At 47.6% G+C, this 22643-nt stretch carries 22 protein-coding genes; 19 read left to right on the forward strand and 3 right to left on the reverse strand.

The annotated features are described in order from the left end of the window. The first annotated feature begins 270 nt into the window (after window positions 1-270). From ACN0S4_RS00005 to ACN0S4_RS00015, 3 genes are read left to right on the forward strand one after another with little or no spacing between them, the layout of a single operon-like run. Window positions 271-558, forward strand: coding sequence for a hypothetical protein (locus ACN0S4_RS00005; protein WP_417655712.1), 288 nt, complete (start codon window positions 271-273; stop codon window positions 556-558). A 50-nt stretch (window positions 559-608) separates the two neighbouring features. Continuing rightward, the gene (locus tag ACN0S4_RS00010) at window positions 609-1202 is read left to right on the forward strand and encodes a hypothetical protein (protein WP_417655713.1); all 594 of its coding nucleotides are present in this window, start codon (window positions 609-611) and stop codon (window positions 1200-1202) included. Window positions 1203-1254: 52 nt separating this feature from the next. Continuing rightward, a complete protein-coding gene (locus tag ACN0S4_RS00015; RefSeq protein ID WP_417655714.1) occupies window positions 1255-2757 on the forward strand; it encodes an FMN-binding glutamate synthase family protein in 1503 nt (500 codons plus the stop codon). A gap of 4 nt (window positions 2758-2761) precedes the next feature. Here ACN0S4_RS00015 and ACN0S4_RS00020 read toward each other — a convergent pair whose 3' ends face one another. After that, window positions 2762-3655, reverse strand: a complete 894-nt coding sequence (locus tag ACN0S4_RS00020; RefSeq protein WP_417655715.1) for a LysR family transcriptional regulator — start codon at window positions 3653-3655, stop codon at window positions 2762-2764. 77 nt (window positions 3656-3732) lie between these two features. On the opposite strand from ACN0S4_RS00020, the gene ACN0S4_RS00025 reads away from it, so the two are divergent. The 3 genes from ACN0S4_RS00025 to ACN0S4_RS00035 all read left to right on the forward strand — a co-directional run bounded on the left by ACN0S4_RS00025 (window position 3733) and on the right by ACN0S4_RS00035 (window position 6151). Then, entirely contained in the window at window positions 3733-4398 is a 666-nt protein-coding gene (locus tag ACN0S4_RS00025) for a LysE family translocator (RefSeq protein WP_417655716.1), read from the forward strand. 69 nt (window positions 4399-4467) lie between these two features. Then, the gene (locus ACN0S4_RS00030; RefSeq protein ID WP_417655717.1) at window positions 4468-5349 is read left to right on the forward strand and encodes a 6-carboxytetrahydropterin synthase; all 882 of its coding nucleotides are present in this window, start codon (window positions 4468-4470) and stop codon (window positions 5347-5349) included. Then, window positions 5342-6151: a M23 family metallopeptidase gene (locus ACN0S4_RS00035; protein ID WP_417655718.1), complete on the forward strand. Its 810-nt coding sequence runs from the start codon at window positions 5342-5344 to the stop codon at window positions 6149-6151. The genes ACN0S4_RS00030 and ACN0S4_RS00035 overlap by 8 nt, the downstream gene beginning before the upstream one ends. On the opposite strand, the gene ACN0S4_RS00040 is transcribed toward ACN0S4_RS00035, so the two are convergent. Further along, the gene (locus ACN0S4_RS00040) at window positions 6144-7916 is read right to left on the reverse strand and encodes a M61 family metallopeptidase (protein ID WP_417655719.1); all 1773 of its coding nucleotides are present in this window, start codon (window positions 7914-7916) and stop codon (window positions 6144-6146) included. The two genes, ACN0S4_RS00035 and ACN0S4_RS00040, sit on opposite strands and share 8 nt — an antisense overlap. Before the next feature lie 186 nt (window positions 7917-8102). On the opposite strand from ACN0S4_RS00040, the gene ACN0S4_RS00045 reads away from it, so the two are divergent. Genes ACN0S4_RS00045 through ACN0S4_RS00055 form a run of 3 tightly spaced genes read left to right on the forward strand, consistent with a single transcriptional unit; the run spans window position 8103 to window position 10862 of the window. Beyond that, the gene (locus tag ACN0S4_RS00045; RefSeq protein WP_417656535.1) at window positions 8103-9176 is read left to right on the forward strand and encodes a sensor histidine kinase; all 1074 of its coding nucleotides are present in this window, start codon (window positions 8103-8105) and stop codon (window positions 9174-9176) included. Next, window positions 9173-10000 carry a LytR/AlgR family response regulator transcription factor gene (locus tag ACN0S4_RS00050; protein WP_417655720.1) on the forward strand — a complete coding sequence of 276 codons (828 nt, stop codon included), beginning with the start codon at window positions 9173-9175 and terminating at the stop codon, window positions 9998-10000. The genes ACN0S4_RS00045 and ACN0S4_RS00050 overlap by 4 nt, the downstream gene beginning before the upstream one ends. A gap of 10 nt (window positions 10001-10010) precedes the next feature. Beyond that, a complete protein-coding gene (locus tag ACN0S4_RS00055) occupies window positions 10011-10862 on the forward strand; it encodes a DUF6279 family lipoprotein (RefSeq protein ID WP_417655721.1) in 852 nt (283 codons plus the stop codon). 3 nt (window positions 10863-10865) lie between these two features. Here the strand turns inward: ACN0S4_RS00055 and pyk are convergent, their stop codons facing one another. After that, a complete protein-coding gene (gene pyk / locus ACN0S4_RS00060) occupies window positions 10866-12302 on the reverse strand; it encodes a pyruvate kinase (protein ID WP_417655722.1) in 1437 nt (478 codons plus the stop codon). Between the two features lie 147 nt (window positions 12303-12449). On the opposite strand from pyk, the gene ACN0S4_RS00065 reads away from it, so the two are divergent. The 10 genes from ACN0S4_RS00065 (at window position 12450) to nhaC (ending at window position 22636) form a co-directional block, all read left to right on the forward strand. Beyond that, the gene (locus ACN0S4_RS00065; RefSeq protein ID WP_417655723.1) at window positions 12450-13895 is read left to right on the forward strand and encodes a glyceraldehyde-3-phosphate dehydrogenase; all 1446 of its coding nucleotides are present in this window, start codon (window positions 12450-12452) and stop codon (window positions 13893-13895) included. Window positions 13896-13994: 99 nt separating this feature from the next. After that, entirely contained in the window at window positions 13995-15125 is a 1131-nt protein-coding gene (locus ACN0S4_RS00070; protein ID WP_417655724.1) for a M14-type cytosolic carboxypeptidase, read from the forward strand. A gap of 46 nt (window positions 15126-15171) precedes the next feature. Then, a complete protein-coding gene (locus ACN0S4_RS00075) occupies window positions 15172-16857 on the forward strand; it encodes an alanine/glycine:cation symporter family protein (RefSeq protein WP_417655725.1) in 1686 nt (561 codons plus the stop codon). 140 nt (window positions 16858-16997) lie between these two features. Then, a complete protein-coding gene (locus ACN0S4_RS00080) occupies window positions 16998-17327 on the forward strand; it encodes a hypothetical protein (protein ID WP_417655726.1) in 330 nt (109 codons plus the stop codon). Beyond that, entirely contained in the window at window positions 17327-17611 is a 285-nt protein-coding gene (locus ACN0S4_RS00085; protein WP_417655727.1) for a YeaC family protein, read from the forward strand. The genes ACN0S4_RS00080 and ACN0S4_RS00085 overlap by 1 nt, the downstream gene beginning before the upstream one ends. 3 nt (window positions 17612-17614) lie before the next feature. Beyond that, a complete protein-coding gene (locus ACN0S4_RS00090; protein WP_417655728.1) occupies window positions 17615-18115 on the forward strand; it encodes a GAF domain-containing protein in 501 nt (166 codons plus the stop codon). Continuing rightward, window positions 18116-18406 (forward strand): hypothetical protein, encoded by a 291-nt coding sequence (locus ACN0S4_RS00095; protein WP_417655729.1) that lies wholly within the window; start codon window positions 18116-18118, stop codon window positions 18404-18406. After that, window positions 18399-19028, forward strand: coding sequence for an RNA chaperone ProQ (gene proQ, locus ACN0S4_RS00100; protein WP_417655730.1), 630 nt, complete (start codon window positions 18399-18401; stop codon window positions 19026-19028). Before ACN0S4_RS00095 ends, proQ begins: the two co-directional genes overlap by 8 nt. Before the next feature lie 11 nt (window positions 19029-19039). After that, window positions 19040-21091 carry a carboxy terminal-processing peptidase gene (gene prc / locus ACN0S4_RS00105; protein WP_417655731.1) on the forward strand — a complete coding sequence of 684 codons (2052 nt, stop codon included), beginning with the start codon at window positions 19040-19042 and terminating at the stop codon, window positions 21089-21091. A gap of 78 nt (window positions 21092-21169) precedes the next feature. Next, window positions 21170-22636: a Na+/H+ antiporter NhaC gene (gene nhaC, locus ACN0S4_RS00110; RefSeq protein ID WP_417655732.1), complete on the forward strand. Its 1467-nt coding sequence runs from the start codon at window positions 21170-21172 to the stop codon at window positions 22634-22636. The last annotated feature ends 7 nt before the right edge of the window (window positions 22637-22643 follow it).

Raw genomic sequence — 22643 nt, forward strand, 5'->3', positions numbered from 1 at the left:
CCCGGGTGGTGAAATTGGTAGACACAAGGGATTTAAAATCCCTCGCTGGTAACAGCGTGCCGGTTCAAGTCCGGCCCCGGGCACCATCTCAAAAATATTTTTAGTTTGTTACACTTCGGCTATTGCTTTCCGCCACACTCAGCGCAATATAAAAGACTAGTTAACAGTGAATAGTTAACAGTGATTAGTCAACAGTGCACCCTAAAACATCACGATCTTTTCTGTTCACTGTTCGCTATTAACCATTCACTTTTCCGAGTTGAGGGTTTGATGCGTTGGTTGCGCTTTAGTTTATTGGTTCTGATCCCGGGGTTACTCCTCGGCGCTGCGCATGCCTCCACGTTGACCCCGCAGGGTGATGGTTACCTCCAACAATCGGCAGCAAGCACTGCATCCTGTCAAAGCCAAACGAATGCCGACGATTCCGATGTTGCCATTATTGTATCGCGTCAAGCCACTGTGGCGCTGCCAGACTGTTTGGTTGCTGCACCTTGTGCTAGCGCTGATGCGCCAATCTATTCAACTTCCCAAGCGCGAGCGCCCCCTATTTTTCTCTAATCGAATTCCGCGCCAACGCGCATCATCATTGTTCGAATAGAGAGGAAGTTATGTCTGAGTTTCATCAATTGACGTGGACCAAGCCGTCCTCGTTACAACGCTTAGCTGTTGCACCCGCAAAGGCCAAAAATCTTATTGATTGGCATGAGCCTGCGTTAAAAGTCGCCGAGCCGTTTGCGGAAATGGCGCCGCTACAACTATCCCAATCGTTAACCTTACCCGAGGTTGAACGCGAAATGCATGAGCATGGCGTACGTTTCGCATGTATCCATGATGCTCAAGGAGAGTGGGTAGGCATCATGCAAGCACGCGAATTGCATAGCCGCCACAGCACAGCGGTAGCTGGACTGCTTCAATTGAGGTGGAGTGAGTTACCGGTGCAATATGTCATGCAGCCGATTAAAGCGCTACCGGTGTTAACCTATCAGCAGGTGAAAACTGCTCAAATAGGCGATATTGCGGCAACCTTGCAAGCCGCTGGGCGTGATTTTGCCTTAATTGAAAAGTCAGGAGAACTATGGGGCTTATTATCGTCCATGACGATATTACAACGAACCGGCGAGTCGATTCGGTTGTATCCCAAAGCAACCACCTTCGTTGAAGTATTCAGTGCGTTACGTCACCCCGAAATAGCTGACAATTAATATCTGTCAGCGTACAGTAGCCCTATAAGGAATTGCTTATAGGGCTATTTTTATGACAGTTGACCAGTCTACGATATTCATCATTTTACAATGGCTCGTGAGTCTTTTTGTCCTCGCAATGATGCTGGGCGTTCTGTGTGTATTGGTTATGTATGTGGTTGATAAAACGCAAACTAAGCATACTATTCGCCATAATTTTCCAGTTATTGGCCGGTTTCGCTACGTTTTTGAGAATCTCGGCGAGTTTTTTCGTCAGTATTTCTTTGCGATGGATCGAGAGGAAATGCCGTTTAATCGAGCGCAGCGCAGTTGGGTTTATCGTGCTGCCAAAAATGCCGATCGAAACTTAGCCTTTGGGTCTACTCGCGATTTGACCAAGCAAGGCACCATCATTTTTGCGAACAGCCCGTATCCCCCGCAAGAAGAGGAACAAACCAAACCTGAGCCGCTCACAATTGGCCCTCATTGCAGCCAACCTTATGCGCCGCGGTCCTATTTTCATATCTCGGGTATGAGTTATGGTTCGCTGTCACCGGTAGCCTTAAAAGCGCTGTCGAACGGCGCGCAGCAAGCGGGTTGTTGGTTAAATACAGGCGAAGGTGGTTTAAGTGCTTACCACTTGGATGGTAACTGCGACATTGTTTTTCAAATCGGCACCGCCAAATATGGCGTGCGCGACAAAGACGGTAATCTGAACGAATTGCGGTTACAAGAACTCGCTAATGATCAACGCATCAAAATGTTTGAAGTGAAACTGAGCCAAGGTGCCAAACCCGGCAAGGGTGGTATTTTGCCAGCTATTAAGGTGAATAAAGAAATAGCTGAAATCCGCGGCATTCCCGAGGGACAAGACTCAATCAGTCCGAATCGACATCGTGATATTAGTAATAACGCAGAGCTGCTCGACTTTATTCATCGTGTGCGGTCTATTACTGGCAAACCTGTGGGTGTGAAGTTTGTGCTGGGCGACCCTAATTCACTGGATGATCTGATCTCAACGGTCCTTGAGCGAGGTCAAGAATCGGCACCAGATTTTATTACCTTAGACAGTGCTGATGGTGGTACTGGATCTGCTCCGCAACCACTGATGGATTATGTCGGGTTGAAGCTCACTGAGAGTCTACCAATATTGATTGATAAACTTACGGCGGCGGGCTTAAAGGAACGTATTCGCGTCATCGCCTCGGGTAAAATGATCACGCCTGCTGACGTGGCTTGGGCTATTGCAATTGGTGCTGATTTTGTGGTTTCTGCACGTGGTTTTATGTTCGCACTGGGCTGCATTCAAGCGATGCAATGTAACAAAAATACTTGTCCGACCGGTGTAACGACCCACGATCCAAAGTTGCAACGTGGGCTAAACCCAATTGATAAAGCGACGCGGGTAGCCAATTACCACAAGTATCTCGAGTATGGCGTCAATATTATCGCGCATTCGTGTGGTGTTTCCGATCCTCGTCAACTCAATCGTCAGCATGCACGAGTTGTCACCAATACCGGCGATACGGTGAGTTTAGCTCAACGTTATCCGCTCCCGCAGCCACCACAGAAGTAATGGCTTAGGCGCGCTGAATACGAGCTTCAAGCCATTTAATAAAGGCGACGAGGGCGACAGGTTGACGTTGACGCGAGCGGATCGACGCAATAACAGGTTGCGGTAATTGCACTTGTTGGCTGGCCAATTGACTGACTTCACGCAACGATGGATGACTCAAGAACAAGCGGTCTAAGAGGGTTATTTGGCTGTTTCCGGTCAACAAATCAACCGCAATATTGCTGTTCGACACTGGAATCGTGGCGAGCTGTTTCGTCATCTCCACATGCGCTTCACTAAATGCTCGCCAGTACGGGCTCTCAAGATCAACCAGCCAAGGCTGCTGTTGGGCATGCATTTCGTCGATAGGTTGCATACAGATTGGCACATAAGTGGGCTGGTAAAGCGGGGTTTGCCGCACTGATTTTTCCCGTAACTTGCCGTAATGGATCGCAAGGTCGAGTGTTTCATGCTGCAACTGAGTCGCAATATCCGCGCGTTCATGACTATCTGGAAATAATGAATGCGTGCTAAAGTACAGCCGTATGTGCGGGTAAACACTATAAAAATCAGGGAGTCGCGAGGCTAACCACCACCGTAAAAAACTCTCTGGAACAGCAATTCGAAGCGTCGTTAGTTCATCATCTCCGACCGTTCGACTGCGATTGACCACACGATCCAATTCGCGAAAAATACGCTGTAGTTCCGGTGCCAGGACCAAACCAGAGGGTGTCAGTGCATGCACGCGATTATCGCGTTGAAAGAGTCGCGTACCGAGTTGTTCTTCGAGGTTTTGAATTTGCCGTGTAATTGCCGACTGCGAAACCCCAAGTTGTTGTGCCGCAGCCTTAAAAGAGTGGGCTTGCGCTGCAACGGTAAAAACACGTAATGCATTTAGAGACGGTGATTTAGCAGACATATGAACTCACAATTTAGAATTTGAATTAACTAAAAGTAAACTTAGTCAAAAGTAAACCCAGAGGGCAATGAACGCAAATGATTTTAACTGAATTTTTAACCATTGCCGTGCTGCATTTTTTAGCCGTGGTAAGTCCAGGTCCTGATTACGCTGTTGTCACTCGCTACAGTATCAGTGAAGGGCGTCGAGTCGGCCGTTGGGTAGCCGTAGGTATTGGTTGCGGCATTTTGCTGCATGTCGCTTATTCCTTGTTGGGGGTGACACTGATTATTCACCGCTACACTTCAGTGTATCTGACGTTATTGGCGGTCGGTGCTGCTTATTTGGGTTGGTTAGGCTGGGGAGCGATTCAAGCGCGAGCGCGCGAACCTTTGCCGATTGATGCTGCGCCGCCAGAGGGTGATACGTCGCCGCGTAAAGCTTTCTGGATTGGCTTTATGACGAATGGCCTTAATGTCAAAGCAACGTTGTTCTTTCTGGCTATCTTTTCAACAGTGATTGCACCGCAAACAGCTACCTTAGTCAAAGCTGGTTATGGCCTTTACATGGCTGTAGCAACGGGAGTGTGGTTCGTTACACTGGCAACGTTAATCACCTGGCAGCCTTTTTACCGCTGGCTATGGCGTTTTAGTCATTGGATTGATCGTGCTATGGGGCTTGCGTTACTGGCATTTAGTGCACATTTAATCTGGACACTCCTACAAATTTTAACCGGTTCAGAAAGCACCCCAGTCGTTTCTTAGCGGGTCTAAATTGGTGTATACTAGCGCGCTAATCCCCGCGGTGGGTAAGTTAAGGATTCGAGTATTCGCATGCAGTTATTTGTCAATGATTTGACCGTGATCGATTTTTCATATTTATGTCCCGAACGAGGCATCGTCGGGGAAAGTTGGATCGTCGATATTATTTTGGATGGTTCGTTAAACGAGCAATCGATGGTTTTGGACTTCGGTCGTGTTAAAAAGCAAATCAAGCGAATCATCGACGGAGCCGTTGATCATAAACTCGCGGTACCTGCTGAACATGCTTATACCCAAGTAACACATGATGCCGACGACACCTGTTATTGGGTTGATTTTATGCGCCCAAACCAGAAATCAATTCACTTATTTTGTCCAGCAGACGCCTTCGCATTTATTGATGCTGATGCCGTGACCATCGCAACAGTGACAGACTATCTGCGCGCCGTTATCCAGCGCGAGTTACCGGATAATGTCGATGGTTTGACGTTACTGCTCAGAGCAGAAGACATTCCTGGAGCTTTCTACCATTACACCCACGGTCTGAAAAAGCACGATGGCAATTGTCAGCGCATTGCTCATGGGCACCGTTCACGACTCTACATTGCGCTTGATGATACACGTCAACCGCAGCTTGAAGCAGAGTGGGCACAGCGTTGGCAAGACATCTATTTGGGCTCGCAAGAGGATGTAAAGCCCATCAGCGCGCTCCAACGTTCTGCTGCAGCGACGAACTGCAATGACAAAACACATGTTGGCTACAGTTATGTGGCGGATCAGGGGCTATTTGAACTGTTAGTTCCAGAATCTGAAAATTACGTCATTCCGACAGACTCGACGGTTGAATGCATTGCAGAGTATTTGGCGCAACAGGTTAAGTCTGCGCACCCGCTGGCAAAAGTGACCGTAACTGGCTTTGAAGGCGTCGGGAAAGGAGCGATTGGTTATGCTTAAGCGCTTGTTTTTAATTGGTTTATTGGTGGTTAGTCCCTCGCTGCTTGCACAATCCATTGAGTTACGCGGCGCAGCAGCACCAGGTGGCTTGATGATTGGCAAAGTTGATGCGGATACTCAGGTGTTCTTCAAGGAACAAGAGCTCCCCAAAACTCCGGCTGGTTTTGTGGTGTTTGGATTCGGGCGCGACGACACTGGCGTTCACAAACTGAGACTTCTCAGCAAAGACGGCGAAGAACGAATCGAGCGAATCACGCTTGCAGCGCGTGAGTATAAGATCGACCGTGTCGAAGGTGTTCCGCAAGAAACGGTCACGCCTGATCCTAAGCAGGTGCAACGAGCTCGAGAAGAGGCGGAACGGGTGTGGTTGGCGCGCAATAAAACCAGCACGAGGACGGACTTTTTGACGCCATTAATCATGCCAGCAGAAGGCCGAATCAGCGGTGTCTACGGCAGCCAACGCATCTTCAACGGTACGCCGCGGAACCCGCATTTCGGACTTGATATTGCAGCACCTACAGGGTCACCGGTCAACGCACCTTGGTCGGGTAAGGTGGTTTTTGCTGATCCTGACTTGTTCTACTCAGGTGGTACGCTCATCTTAGATCACGGGTATGGTGTAACAAGTACCTACATTCACCTGCACAAACTTCACGTTGAAGTTGGACAAGAAGTTGAGCAGGGTGAGTTTATAGCGGAAATTGGTGCAACGGGTCGTGTAACTGGGCCACACTTAGATTGGCGTATAAATTGGGGCCATGAGCGCCTGGATCCGGCGCTCGCCCTCGAACATTTTAAGTAATTCGTAACCAGGTTTTGGCTTTGCCAGCATCGGTCACTTTTAAGATCCGATTGTTGGCTTTTGGCGCTTGGAAACACAGCTCCAACTGCAGTAGCTCATCTCTTCTGAACGCATGAACAGTGACCGTTTGTTCAGGTTTAAAGCGTTCCAACACCTCACGAACCGTTGTATCCGTAACCTGCAGATAATCGATCGCGATGATCCGATCCAAAGCGCTTAAGCCCGCTTGATGAGCGGCTTCGTCATTATAGACCACTTGCAGCTCAAGACCGTTTCCAGACGCTTTATATTTGGCACCCAGAGCGACCGGGAGCTTTTGTGGGCTAGCTTTACCGCCGAACGTATTGTCATCTGCCGCAATTTCAGCACTTAAAGTGACACCAAAACTGGCTAATAGCTCGTCAATGGGAAGTGGTTCAGTTGTATTTAAAGCGCGCTCTAAAAAGCTGTGCACATTGACGTTGTATTGCTCCTTTAGGAATGCGACCAACGTTGATTCTTCTGTACCTACGCCCGTTTTGCCATAGCGCAACCAGAGTTCACGCATCACGTCCGCAAACGTCACTCGCAGGTCTGTTTGCTGACGAATCAACAAATCCAAACAGAGCGTGATCAGCGCGCCTTTGGTGTAGTAACTCACTATAGCGTTCGGTGAATTCTCGTCCTGCTTGTAGTATTTGGTCCACGCATGTAACGACGAGTCTGTGACGGTTTGTCGCTCGACACCTTTGCCACGATGAACGCGCGCAATCGTATCACCTAACAGACCGAGGTAGGTGGGAGCATCAATGAGTCCAGCTTGATGAAGAACATAATCATCATAGTAGGAGGTGACACCCTCATAAAACCATAATTGCCGTGTGTAATTTTCATGCTCCAACTGATAAGGAATGAACTCTTTGGGTTTCAAAGATTTCACGTTCCAGCTATGGAAATACTCATGGCTACACAAACTCAAAAAGGTTCGATAATCGTTATCTATCAATGTTTTGCCCGGAGCGGGGAGATCTTTGCGACTACAAACCAATGCGGTTGAATTGCGATGCTCTAAACCACCAAAGCCCTTGCCAACCACCATGGTCATGAATAGGTAGTGTTGGAACGGTGGTTCATTGCCAAACAGTTTGATTTGGTATTCGCAAATGCGCGCCAAATCGCCACAAATGCGTTCCATATCTGCATACTGCCGACCAGCAAACACGAGACTGTGCTTCACACCACCCGCAATAAACTCGCCAATGGCTAAATCGCCCATTAAAACGGGGTGATCGAGTAATTCGTCATAGGTTTGTGCGGTAAAACGACCTGCCTCAAAAGCTTCGCCTGAGAGTCGTTGTAATCCAGTCGCAATCCGCCACTGCGGATATTGAGGTGGTGTCTCAATTCTGATTTCACAGGGTTTTTCCAGAAAGCCTTCAACACCGAGACATAAACTCGAGTGGTTATAAAAACCAAACTGTTGATCCAAATAGGCGGTTCGGACCGACAGATCGAAAGCATAGACTTGATAGGTTACGGTCAAAACACCCTGATGCGGTGGTAGCTGCCAAGTTTGTTTATCAAGTGCAACGACGGGAACGGACTGACCGTTGCAGCTGGCTTGGATTCCGATCAAGTGCCGTGCAAAATCACGAATCATATAGCTTCCCGGTATCCATGCTGGAAGGCGTAATCGGGTGCCTTCAGGCTGGTCTTGATCGAGTGTCATTGTGACCTCGAACAAATGAGCATGAACATCGCGGGGAACAATATGATACTGCAGCATGAGAACCTCGTATTTGAGCGCCAGTAGACAGACGCACTAACTATCGAAGATGTTATGCTAGCATGTCTCCAACACGCTATATAGCAGTTCGTTTGCGGTAAAGTGCGATGATCCTCATCGGTAAAAGCGTATAATTTGAACTCAAGAAGCCAATATAAATAGGTGGCGAATAGCCAAATCTGAATGATGCAGTGGAAAACTATTTTAGAAGACCGTAATCGCTTTTTCTGGGTCCTTCAGGGCGCCGGCTGGAGTGGTTATGCGTTAGTGCATTACATTGGCTCACTCATGCATGAAATGCGTGATATCTACGCACTGGTGTTGATTCTAGGAGCTTACGCCGGCTTTCTCTTGACGGTACCGTTGCGCTATATGTACCGCCGCATTTGGGATTCACCGCCGTGGTCTTTAATACTTATCGTGCTGGCAGCATCGTACGCCATGGCCGCGTTATGGGCAGTTGTTGACAACGCAACCTACTGGGAAATCTACAAGTTTGGATTCCGACCTGAGAGCAACTGGTTCTATTTCAAAAATACCATTGCCAAGTTCTACATTATGTTGAGCTGGAGCGGCTTGTATTTTGGTATTAAGTATTACCAAATGCTGCAGGACGAAAAACAAAAAGCGTTGATGGCCACCTCGATGGCACACCAAGCACAGTTGAAAATGTTACGGTATCAACTGAATCCACATTTTTTGTTTAATACGCTGAATGCTATTTCAACCCTGATTCTGGTGAAGGAAAACGAATTAGCCAATCGAATGATGTCGAAGCTAAGTCTGTTTCTGCGATTTTCGCTCGATAACGAACCGATTAAAAAGATTCCTTTGGCACGCGAAATTGACGCCCTAATGCTGTATCTGGATATCGAAAAGGTGCGTTTTGATGAGCGTTTGAACGTGACCATTGATTGCTCGAAGGAATCAGAAAGTGCATTAGTGCCTAGTCTATTTCTGCAACCTTTGATCGAAAATTCAATCAAGTACGCGATTGCTCGGCTGGAGCAGGGTGGTGAGATTATAGTCTCGGCAAAGCGCTTTGGTTCCGATCTACTCGTTCGCGTGGAAGACAATGGCCCAGGCTCCAAACTTCCTGTTGATCAATTGGTTGATAGTGGTGGCGTCGGCCTTGCCAATACTCGCGATCGACTTCAAGCCTTGTATGGAAAGAATTACTCATTTACAGTAACCAACAATGAACCCCATGGGTTACGCATCGATATTCGGATCCCCTTCGAACAGGTTGAGACGGCATGAGTAAAACAATTCGGACCTTGGTCGTTGACGACGAGTCGTTAGCGCGTCGTGGTCTTGTTGTACGACTTCAAGATTTTCCAGAAGTTGAGTTAATGGATGAATGTGCGAGTGCACGTCAAGCGCTACAACTTATTGGCGATCTGCAACCAGATTTGGTTTTTTTAGATATCCAAATGCCGGGCATGAATGGTTTCGAGTTACTTCGTGAAGTGCAGGCGCATGGTTATAAGATGCCGCTGATTGTCTTTGTGACTGCTTATGATCAATATGCCATCAAAGCCTTTGAGGTACGCGCGATTGATTACCTTTTGAAACCCGTGGATCACGAACGTCTGGCGACAAGTTTGGCGCGAATTGGAAAAACTCTCGAATTGCGTGAACAAGAATCACAACATGAACGTATCTTAAACTTATTAGCCGATGCGACTGGTGAAGACTGTGAGGAAATCCTCAAACGTCTGGCTAGCGGCGAAGAGATAGGTTCAGCGCGATATCCTGAGCACATTGCAATCAAGGAGAGTGGCGAAATTACTCGGGTAGCTATCAATTCAATCGAATGGGTTGATGCAGCGGGTGATTACATGTGTATCCACGCCAGTAATGAAACTCACATTCTCCGCCGGACGATGAAAGAGCTTGAAGAAGAACTGAATCCGCAACGGTTTCAACGTATTCATCGTTCAGCTATTGTGAATCTCGACCAAGTCGAGAAACTGTGCAGTCGTCAAAATGGCGAATATCATCTTGTCTTACGTAATGGCAAGGAACTTAAAGTGAGCCGTAGCTACAAAGATCGCATCAAGAAACTAATTCTCAATCCGTAAGGATGTCTTTATGCGTAAGTGGTTCGCTGTCGTCGCTGGGTTGGTACTGCTCACTGGTTGTTCGACTCAACTTGGCTATAAGTTTGCAGACACGCTGATTGAGTGGCGACTCTCTGAATATGTCGATTTAACTTCCGAACAAGAACAGCGCATTGATCCTGTGATCGATGAACTCCATCTGTGGCACGCGCGCAGCGAACTTCCTCTTTACCGACAACAATTAATGACATTGCGGCAGCGAATCGCTAACGATGAGCTGGTCGAAGTGGATATGCAACTGCTCCTAAACGACGCTTATAGCCTGTGGGATCGTATTCGCTATCAGATCGAGCCTTATGCCCAAGAGTTTCTGCCCATGCTGTCTGCAGAACAGCGCCAGCAGGTTTACGAAAAACTTGCCGAACAATTGGACGAACGTCGTGAGCGTATCGCCGAACGGACGCAAGAGGAGGCATACGAACGCACACAAGAACGACTCGAAGAAAATGTCGAGAGCTGGCTGGGTTCGATTCGGAGTGGTCAGCGGCGCTATCTTGCTCGTTGGTTACAAGAACGTGATGATATGCGGCTCGATTGGTTAGCATACAATGAGCGTGTGCAAAGCGAATTTCGCGATGTGCTCGAAAACGCAGAAGGGGAAGCCTACCAAGTGCGGTTGCGGGAACTCATCCTAGACCCCCAGCAATTTCGCTCGGAGCAGTTACAACGCCAATTAGTGGTCAATCAGGCCGCAACCGCAACATTGATGTTTGAGCTGTATCAATCGATGGATGACCGGCAACGTCGCCATCTACTGCGAAAAATAGATGGCTACATTGCCGACTTAGATGATTTGATAGCCTACTACGCAGAGAGCGAATAGACCTTATTTCACTTCGATAATTTTGCAGGTGTTGGTGGATCCCACGGTTTCCATCACGTCGCCATGGGTCAAAATCACTAAATCACCCACATTCAAATGACCACGCAACTTAATCTCGTTGATTGCATCATTCACAAGCTGCTCAGGCTTGCTCTTGGTCGAATCAAAAGCGATAGGGTAGACGCCACGATACAAGGCACAGCGAGCGCGACTTTCCGCATGACGCGACAGTGAGAAGATCGGTAACTGTGAGGTGATGCGTGACATTAATTTCGCGGTCGAGCCTGATTCGGTCAACGCGATAATTGCCTTCACGCCAGTCAGATGCGTCGCCGCATACATCGCGGTGATAGCAGTAGCTTCTTGAATATTATTGAAAGTTTCGTCCAAATCATTGCGATCCAGAGCTGTGCTCGGGTGCGTCTCTGCGCCCAAACAGATTTCTGCCATCGCTTTCACGGTCGCAATTGGATGTTTCCCGGCTGCAGTTTCTGCTGACAACATCACCGCATCCGTGCCGTCGAGTACCGCATTGGCTACGTCCATAACTTCCGCCCGCGTTGGCATTGGGCTCTCAATCATCGACTCCATCATCTGCGTGGCTGTAATGACAACTTTATTGCACTGACGTGAGCGCTCGATAATACGTTTCTGCTTACCCACCAACTGGGCATCACCAATTTCAACACCGAGGTCACCCCGGGCCACCATGACCGCATCAGACGCTCGAATAATATCATCCAACGCTTGGTCGGTTGCGACGGCTTCAGCACGCTCGATTTTAGCGCAAATCAATCCTTTACCGCCTGCATCACGCAGCAAACGACGCGCTTCGTGAATATCAGCGCTGGTGCGAGGAAACGATACTGCCAAGTAATCCACACCCATTTCTGCCGCAGTTTTAATATCTGCGAGATCTTTTTCAGTCAGTGCGCCGGCCGACAATCCACCGCCAAGCCGGTTGATTCCTTTATTATTTGACAGCCGTCCACCCACAACCACTGTGGTCGTAATTTGGTTACCCGATACATCTTCGACGACAAGTCGAACACGACCATCGTCCAGTAATAAAATATCACCGGCATTGACATCTTGCGGGAGTTCTTTGTAGTCAATACCGACGCGTTGCTGGTCTCCAGCATCTGTTGCTAGGTCAGCATCCAATACAAATACGTCGCCCTCATCAAGCGTGATGGCATCATTCGTAAATTTTGAAATTCTAATTTTAGGGCCCTGTAGGTCACCTAAGATGGCTACATGAGTCCCTAAACGCTGCGCAATTTCTCGAACTTGCTGCGCGCGTTGAATGTGATCATCAGCCTTACCATGTGAAAAATTCATCCGTACCACATTTGCACCGGCTTTGATCAATGCTTCAAGTACATTGGGGCGGTCAGTTGCGGGGCCTAAGGTAGTGACTATCTTGGTACGGCGTAACATGGATAACTCCTCAAATGAAAGTGCTTACATTATATCACGGTGCGCTCAGGGTTACAGACCTTGTAGCACTACTTGCTGGTTTTCAGTACAATAGCGCCCAATTTTTACAGTTATATTGACCTATCCACTGTTAATAAAGGTAACCGCATGAGTGATCAGCCGCAGGATTTGACTCTAACTAGTTGGCAGGAACGCCAAGAATACGCAGAAATGATGCAACCTTTAATTGGTCGTCTGTACCGTAACTACGGCGTCGAGATACTCGTATACGGTCGTTCACTGCTGAACGTCGATACTATCAACATCATTAAAGCACACCGCTTGATTCGTCGTCATGAGGGCATCAAGCTGCGGTTACGCGAGAGCTTTCCGTTCATCGAAGCCCTGAGCAAAATGAAGCTTGCCCCAGCGCGTGTGGATTTGGGGAAACTTGCGTTTAATTATCTCCATAAAGGCGCCGCCAATGGTGATTCTGTTGAAGCTTATTTACAGCGTGAATTGGTCGATATCATCGATAAAGTAGATGAAATCCCAGCGCAAGACATCGTGCTGTACGGCTTTGGACGTATCGGTCGTTTGTTAGCACGCTTACTCATTGAGCGTAATGGCAGCAATAACAAAATGCGCTTGCGGGCAATTGTCGTTCGCGGCGGTCGTGAAGGTGATTTAGAGAAACGTGCTAGTTTATTACGTCGCGACTCGGTTCACGGTGCCTTCAACGGTTCTATTACAGTTGATTATGAAAACTCGGCAATCCGCGCCAACGGTACCAGCATCAAAGTCATTTACAGCGATGGTCCTGACCAAGTGGACTACACCCAATACGGTATCAATGACGCGATTGTGATTGATAACACGGGTATATGGAAAGACGAAGCGGGCTTGGGCCTGCACCTGAAATCGAAAGGTGTTAAGAAAGTCTTATTAACGGCTCCAGCGAAGGGCGATATCAAGAATATTGTCTACGGCGTCAATCATCAGGATTTATTACCGAACGATTTGATTGTGTGTGCGGCAAGTTGCACCACCAACGCAATCACGCCTGTACTCAAAGTCATCAATGATGAGTACGGTATTCGTAACGGTCATGTTGAAACGGTACATTCCTACACCAACGACCAAAACCTTATCGACAACTATCACAAGGCAGAACGTCGTGGCCGCTCAGCTGCATTGAACATGGTTCTAACCTCTACCGGTGCTGCGAAAGCAGTGGCGAAAGCGCTGCCTGAGCTATCTGGCAAGTTGACTGGTAATGCCATTCGGGTGCCGACCCCCAACGTTTCCATGGCTATCATGAATCTCAACTTAGAAAAGTCGACTAGCAAAGATGAAATTAACGCATTCTTGCGTGATACTGCGCTACATTCGGAATTCCAAGCGCAAATCGATTTCACAGCGTCGACCGAGATCGTTTCAACCGACCTCGTGGGATCTCGCTATGCAGGCGTCGTTGATTCACAAGCGACCATTGTTGATGGCGACCGTGCAGTGCTTTATGTTTGGTATGACAATGAGTTTGGCTACAGCTGCCAAGTGGTTCGCGTTGCCGAGCAAATGGCAGGGCAACAACTCCTGAACCTACCGAAATAACAGTGAAGAAGCGCCATCCGGCGCTTTTTCTCTTTTTAAAGGTTGGACATCGGTTAAAGTTTAAGCACACTACTAAAAATGATTATAAAAGGTAATAGCATGTTGATAACGGCACAATTTGACAGCGGCAACATCGATATTCTCGAAGCTGCTGATCCGGAGAACATCCGCCTCTCGATTCGCAAAGACAACCAATCTGATTTCTATCAATGGTTTCACTTTAAACTTTATGGTGAAGCAGGCGTTGAGCATGTCATGCACATTGAAAATGCAGGGCATTCTGCCTATCCAGATGGCTGGAAAGACTATTATGCGGTGGCCTCCTATGATCGTGACGTCTGGTTCCGAGTGCCAACGGAGTTTGATGGAAAGACCCTAACTATCCGTCATGAACTCGACCAAGAAAGCTGCTACTACGCTTACTTCACGCCATATTCCTATGAGCGTCATCAAGATCTAATCCAATGGGCACAGCAATCCACATTGTGTGAACATGTGTTGTTGGGTCAAACATTAGATGGTCGTGATATGAATTTGCTCGTTATTGGCGAGCAGAGTGAAGAAAAGCAGAAAATTTGGGTTACTGCACGCCAGCATCCAGGTGAGTCGATGGCAGAGTGGTTCATCGAGGGCTTGCTTGGACGATTGCTCGACGATGAAGACGGGGCAGTACGGAAACTACTGCAAAACAACGTGTTCTATGTGGTTCCAAATATGAATCCGGATGGCAGTCTGCGTGGTCATTTGCGTACGAATGCCATAGGTGTCAATTTGAACCGTGAATGGGAGCAGCCATCGCTTGAACAAAGCCCTGAGGTCTATCATGTGCTGAAAGCCATGGACCAAACGGGAGTCGATATGTATTTAGACATTCACGGCGACGAAAATTTACCGTATAACTTTGTAGCGGGTGCAGAGGGTGTACCATCTTACAATGAACAGATGGATGCGCTCGGTAATCGTTTTAAAGCAGCTTTAGTTGCGATTACCCCTGAATTTCAGACCGAGTTTGGCTATGATGTTGATGCGCCGGGTGAGGCCAACATGACCGTAGCAAGTAACGCGGTGGCAGAGCGTTTTCAGTGTCTGGCGTTTACCTTAGAAATGCCATTTAAAGATAACGCGAATTTACCAGACGCCGATTTCGGTTGGTCAGCCAACCGCAGTCAGCAATTAGGTGCTGATGTAATCAGTGCTATCTATGCAGTAGCGGATGACCTGCGTGCTTAAGTACGTCGAGTCATAATAATAACGATAATAAGGCGAGGGGGTCTCCTTGGAAGCCATCAATAACTTCTTACTGCTGCTCGACAGCTATCTTGGATCTGCCGGCTGGTTCCCATATGTTCTTTTGGGTGTCGGTGTGTTTTTTACTTTGTATTTGGGCTTCCCCCAAATTCGATTCTTTAAACATGCGTGGAAAGTAGTCACTGGACGCTTTGATAAGAAAGGTGCGCAAGGTGATACCAGCCATTTCCAAGCATTATCGACAGCGCTATCTGGTACTGTCGGTACTGGTAACATCGGCGGTGTTGCACTCGCTATCTTCTTGGGTGGCCCCGCAGCATTATTCTGGATGTGGATTACCGCATTTTTGGGTATGACCACCAAGTTTGTCGAAGTCACTTTATCGCACAAATACCGCGTGCAAACGGAAGACGGCACGATGGCCGGCGGCCCCATGTATTACATGGATCGTCGATTGAATATGAAATGGCTTGCGGTGATTTTTGCAATTGCGACCATTATTAGTTCATTTGGCACGGGTAATATGCCGCAAATTAATAACATCGCGCAAAGCATGGAAATGAGCTTTGGCTTAGATCCAATGCTAACCGGTGGTGTGCTCGCAATCTTGCTAGCATTGGTCATTATCGGTGGTATTAGTCGGATTGCTGCGGTGACCTCGAAGATCGTACCTATTATGGGTGTGCTCTACATTATCGGCTCACTCAGCGTAATCTTGTTTAATTTAGATCAAATTGGACCGTCATTTGCGGCTATTTTTACAAACGCATTTACCGGTTCTGCTGCCACGGGTGGCTTCCTCGGGGCTACGTTTGCATACGCCTTTAACCGTGGTGTTAACCGTGGCTTGTTCTCGAACGAAGCGGGGCAAGGTTCAGCGCCTATTGCGCACGCGTCAGCGCGGGCGGATGAGCCGGTATCAGAGGGCATGGTTTCTATTCTCGAACCCTTCATCGATACCATAGTGATCTGTACCTTAACTGGTTTGGTTATTCTGTCTTCGGGTGTTTGGTCAGAAAAGCACGAGAATACTTTCTCTCGTACCGATTTAGAGATTGTAGCGGGTGCTTATGTTGATACCAGTGAGGCTGATCGGACGGCGCTATATCATTATCTGAACGGTACTGAAGAAAACACGATTGAGAAGTACACCGGTACTATCGCGGTTGAGAACGGTAAAGCGGTATCGAATGGTTACACGATCTTGCACGCGCGTTCGGTTGCAGAAAACGTACGTTTCATTGTTGCTGGCGAAGACCCTTACACGGGGACGCTGCGCATTGATAACGGGCAACTGCGAAAAGATGACATTGTGATCGTTGGTGATTCGTTAGTTCACTCCGCGGCTTTAACATCATTGGCATTTGGTAAAGGCTTTTTAGGCGACATGGGTGAGTATATTGTACCCATTAGCTTGTTGTTGTTTGCTTTCTCGACAGCCATTGCTTGGTCGTACTATGGTGACCGCGCAGTGGTGTACTTGTTCGGTCAGCGCGGCGTCATGCCATATCGAATCATCTATGTGGCGGGTTTCTTTGTCGCATCGTTCGCCGATACAACCTTGGTCTGGACCTTGTCCTATGTCGCTATCGTATTGATGACATTGCCAAACTTGTTCGGAATTATGCTACTGCGCCGCGAGATGAAGGATACGGTGAAGGCGTATTGGCAAGATTTTGACGCCGAGAAAGCGAAGACGAAAGAGACAAAATAATGACTTGATTTAAAATTGAGTCCTTGTGTAAACCCGCTTTTAGCGGGTTTACTTATTTTCAGATGTTCGCCGGCGAGACTTGAAATATAAAGTGGATCACTTATATTGCCTAGTCTGTAGTCTGTATTTCGAGGAATAGTATGGCGCTGATTGAATGCCCTTCATGCACGAAACGTATCTCTGACAAATCAACTTCTTGTCCATTTTGTGACTTCAAACTGGCTGGCTTGTCGCCGCAAGATCAAGATCGCGAGTGGCAGCGTATACAACAAGAGAAAAAAGACAAACTCCTAAGCCAATCGATGCTCGCATTGATTATTGCAATCGGGGCCTTTGCGTACATGTATCTGGCGCAACCTTATCCCGAAAGTTGGCAAGCGCAAGTGGCATATGGTTTGATCATTGTCTCGGTGATTTGGTTTGTCGCCAATCGTATTCGTTTATTATTTATCAAAAAGAAGCGTCGTTAATGGAATTTGAACAGCTCGTTGCAAGTATAACCCCTGCAACTTTTGAGAAACTTATTCAGGCCGTTGAGACTGGACGTTGGGCTGACGGTGTTCAGCTGAGCGACCAGCAGAAAGAGCACACGGTTCAGCTGGTGCTAGCTTACCAAGCTAAATACCTTCCATCTGATGAACCATTCCGAGTTGGGAAAGACGGTTTGCTGGTTACCAAAAGCAAACGTGAAATGCGTGACTCTATTCAGCCCAATCAAACGATTGCCACTTTTAACTTAGCTTCTGGTGATTAATTTATGCAAACGACGATCGCTTCCGAACCAACATCGACCGGTGAATTTGACTATGCCATGTTGCTCGAGCAAGCACGCGCGATAACTGCCGGTGAACCTGACCTTATCGCAAATTTGAGTAATCTTTCAGCCTTGGTCTACGATCAATTAGCGGATGTGAATTGGGTCGGATTTTATCTGGTCCGTGAACCGGAATTGTTGGTGCTAGGACCGTTTCAAGGCAAGGTTGCCTGTATCCGCATTCCATTTACTCAGGGTGTTTGCGGAGCTGCTGCACGTACCCATGAAACACAATTGGTCCGCGATGTGCATGAATTCCCTGGGCATATTGCCTGTGATGCGGCATCGAATTCAGAAGTTGTAGTGCCACTGATCGTGAATGGACGTGTTGTTGGTGTCTTTGACCTCGACAGCCCCAGTGTGGGTCGCTTTAATGAGCAAGATGCTGCAGGACTGACTCAACTCGGTCGCTTTATCGAAACACTAAATTGGGCCTCGTTATAAATGCTGAGCGATTTCGACATCTATGCGTATTTGGTCTCGCAGCAAGATATGATTTTCTTTGACGAGAATGCAGAGACTGCTACTGACCAACTCAATGAAATGTTACATTACATCACGGATTATAGTGATGCAGATGATACACTGGAACAACTTGAAGAAGTGGTGCGTCGCACCTTGTTTGAGTGGATTGAAAACCCCGAACTTTTAGCTCTTGATAGCGAAGAGATGCAAGTTTATATAATGGACCAACTGGCGGATGTCCGTCAGCAGGACGTGGAAGAAGATGACTGAAGTAAAAAAATTGTCGAACAACAAGGAAGTATTGGCGTATTTGGTGGAAAAATTTCCTGCCTGTTTCTCTATTGCAGGAGAAGCAAAGCCTCTTAAAATCGGAATTTTTGAAGATCTTGCATCACGACTTGAAGACGATGAGGCAGTCAGCAAAACTCGAATTCGAACTGCGTTACGGCACTACACCAACAGTTGGCGTTACTTGCGTGCGGTGAAAGAGGGTGCGATGCGGGTTGACCTTGATGGCGCCGATGCGGGTCTCGTTGAGGCTGATCACCAGCAACATGCTCAGGAAACGCTTGCGCAGTCGAAAGCAGTGGTCGCTGAACGTAAAAAAGAGGCGAAACCGGCCAGTACTGAAAAGTCGACGCGGCCCCCAGCTAAGCGCAAAGAGCAGAGTAAACCGCCACGGCGTGCAAAAACGAAAGCGGCGCCACCAAAACCAAAAATCCAAACTGAACTGGCAACCGAATTCCCAGTTGGGAAAGCTGTGTTTGTGAACGCAGGTAATACCCCGGTTGCAGGTGAAATTATTGAAACAATTGGTAACGATGTTCAAGTGCAACTTCACAATGGCCTCACGGTCAAAGTGAATAAAGCGGCTATATTGGTCGCCAAATAGGAGTTGTTGTTATGAAATATGGGTTATCCAGCCTTGCGTTTGCAGTTGCCGTTGTCTGTCAAAGTGCCGCAGCCATTCCTCCTGCGCATGAGCCGTCCGATTTACCGCTATTAGAGCAAGCGGATCAGCACGCTACGGTGAGTCAGCGGGTAACAACCTATTTCACGCGCTACCATTTCAAGCAAATGGAGCTCAACAACGAGTTATCGAGCGAAATTCTTGACCGCTACTTAGAAATGCTCGACTACAACAAAATGTTCTTGTTACAAGGCGATGTTGAAGCCGCAGCGGAATATGAAAACCTGTTCGATGATATGATTTCGACAGGTAAGTTGAAGCCAGCCTATAGCTTATACAATTCTGCTTTAAAACGACGTTTTGATCGCTATGTTTATGCGTTGTCTCTACTCGATCCTGAGCAGCCATTCGACTTCACGGTTGCCGATGACAAATATCATTACGATCGTGAAGATGCTCAATGGGCAGCGACAGAGGCCGAACTCGACGAATTGTGGCGGCAACGTGTGAAATACGATGCGTTGAATCTCACCATGACCGGAAAAGAGTGGCCAGATGTAGTTGAAACCTTAGAGCAACGATACAACGGTGCCTTGAAACGTCTCACGCAAACCAACAGTGAAGATGTTTTTCAAACTGTTATGAATGCGTTTGCGCGCAGTGTGGAAGCGCATACCAGTTACCTATCACCGGCAAATTCTGAACGCTTTGAGCAAAACATGAATTTGTCGCTGGAAGGCATTGGTGCGGTGTTACAAGCAGATTACGACTACACGGTTATCAGTAGTTTGGTACCAGGTGGACCAGCAGACAAGTCTGGGGAAATTGCTCCTGAAGACAAAATTGTTGCGGTTGCGCAAGGTGATGACGAAGATGCCGACTTCGTCGATGTAGTGGGTTGGCGCTTAGATGAAGTGGTTGAACTCATTAAAGGACCAAAAGGCTCAACGGTTCAGTTGCAAGTCATTAAAGCCAATCAGAGTGTCGGATCACCACCGCAAGTCGTCTCAATTGTACGTGATGAAGTGAAACTAGAAGATCGCGCTGCTAAAGCTGAAGTGAAAACACTCGAATCAGGACCTTATGCAGGTCGGAAGATGGGTGTCATTACTATTCCTGGGTTTTACAATCAACTGACTCGTGATGTGATGGATCTTATTGATGAGATGACCGCAGCCGAAGTGGAAGGCCTGATTGTCGATCTTCGTGGTAACGGCGGTGGCGCTTTAAGTGAAGCAATCACCTTAAGTGGCTTGTTTATCGACAAAGGTCCAGTAGTACAAGTTGCAGATGGCAGCGGTCGTAAAGAAATCAACGGCGACCGAGATAACGTGACCTACTATGACGGTCCACTAGTGGTGATGGTCAATCGTTACAGTGCTTCAGCCTCAGAAATTTTTGCAGCTGCAATGCAGGATTATGGCAGAGCTGTGATTGTCGGCGAAAATACGTATGGGAAAGGAACCGTTCAGCAGCATCGTGGACTGGCACGTCGGTTTGATTTTTTCGACGAGCCATTGGGTAGTGTGCAGTATACTATCGCGAAGTTTTATCGGATTAACGGTGGCAGTACGCAGATGCGTGGCGTCAATCCAGATGTGTCCTTCCCATCATTCCTCAGCGCCGATGAGTTCGGTGAGAGTAGCCAAGATAATGCTTTACCATGGGATCAGCTCGAATCAGCGCGATATGCTCCATTGAAAGAGTTCGAACCAACACGTATTAATCAATGGCAACAGACTGTTGATGAGCGCATTCAGGAAAACCCAGAATTTGTTTATGTGCTTGAAGACATTGAAGAGTTCAAAGCCGATCAAGATCAAGCGTGGATTAGCTTGGTACTAGCCGAGCGTAAGGCCGAGCAAGAGCGCGAAGATGCGAAGAAGCTAGAACGAGCTAACGCGCGTTTGGTGCGACTCGGTAAAGAGCCAGTGGAAAAACTGGAAGACCTACCGAATGAGATTGAAGTTGAAGATCCTTATTTGACTGAAACCATCGCATTAAGTTTTGATATCATTGACGACTTAAAGCTAGCTATGAATTAAAGGTTTGAAGCAAGGGCCGCGTTAAGCGGCCTTTTCTCATTCTATTTACTCATCATCAAAATAATAACGAGAGCTAAGATGCAGCCCGAAAATGCCACGGCACCGCGCCAACCCACAATCTTTCAAGCTTTTATCCCACTGATCGTATTAGTTATTTCACTCGGCACTTCTGTTTATTTATTCGGTGAAGATTCGTCCTACGGCCCCAATCAAATTGCATTGTGGGTTTCAGCAGGCGTTGCGGTGCTTATCGGTTTTTACAATAAGTACAGTTGGGAACAAATAGAGAATGGTATCAAAGAGGGGATCTCAGTCGCGCTTGGTGCGATGTTGATTATCCTCGCTGTAGGTTCTTTGATTGGTACTTGGATGCTCTCAGGCACAGTACCAACCATGATCTATTATGGTCTTGAATTGATTAACCCCAATTTATTTTACGCCGCGACAGCACTAATTTGCGGCATTGTCGCATTGGCGATTGGTAGCTCATGGACAACTGCTGCAACCATTGGTGTCGCGCTGATGGGTGTCGCAGCGGGAATGGATCTATCACTACCCATTGCTGCTGGGGCTGTCGTCTCAGGATCTTATTTTGGTGACAAAATGTCACCACTTTCGGATACGACCAACTTAGCACCGGCTGTTGCAGGCAATGAATTGTTCGCACATATTCGTTACATGAGCTACACCGCCATTCCTGCTTATGTTATCGCGTTAGGTATCTTCCTCATTCTCGGGCTGAATACAGATACCAATGTCAGTTTGATGCAACTTGAGCGCATGCAGCTGGACTTAGCCAACTCGTTTGAAATCAGCTGGTTGATGTTAGTACCACTGGCCGTATTGTTGTACTTAGCAGGGACCCGTAAACCAGCATTGCCAACGGTATTCTTCGGCGCCTTATTGGGCGGCGTCTGGGCGGTATTCTTTCAACCTGAAGTTGTGGTTGGTATGGCTGACGGTGACAGTTCTGCTGTTGCTCAACTGAAAATTGTTTGGTTGGCGTTAACCTCGGGATTTTCGATTGATACTGGCTCAGCGCAATTGAACGATCTATTGAATCGTGGCGGCATGGAAAGCATGATGAACACCATTTGGCTGATCATCAGCGCCATGGCTTTCGGCGCCATTATGGAAAAACTAGGTCTGCTTGAACGTTTATTTATGGGCGTTCTGAAAATGGTGAAAAGCACCGGCAGCCTCATTACAGCAACTCTGTTTACGTGCTTTGGCGCCAACGTATTGACCGCTGATCAATACATGGCCATTGTCATTCCAGGACGTATTTTCCGTGAGGAATATGCGCGTCGTGGGCTAGATTCACGCGTATTATCTCGAACCTTAGAAGATAGTGGTACGCTCACGTCTGCATTGATCCCTTGGAATACCTGTGGGGTATTCATGTTTGGTGCACTTGCCGTGAGCCCATTAGAATATGCACCATTCGCCTTCTTTAATTGGCTAGTACCGTTGATCGCGATTATCTACGCCTATACCGACTTTAGAATTCTGAAGATAGAACCGACTCCAACTACTGCTGTGTGAGATTTGT

This window comes from Pseudidiomarina aestuarii, from assembly GCF_048263735.1.
GTDB classification, from domain to species: Bacteria; Pseudomonadota; Gammaproteobacteria; order Enterobacterales; family Alteromonadaceae; genus Pseudidiomarina; species Pseudidiomarina aestuarii_B.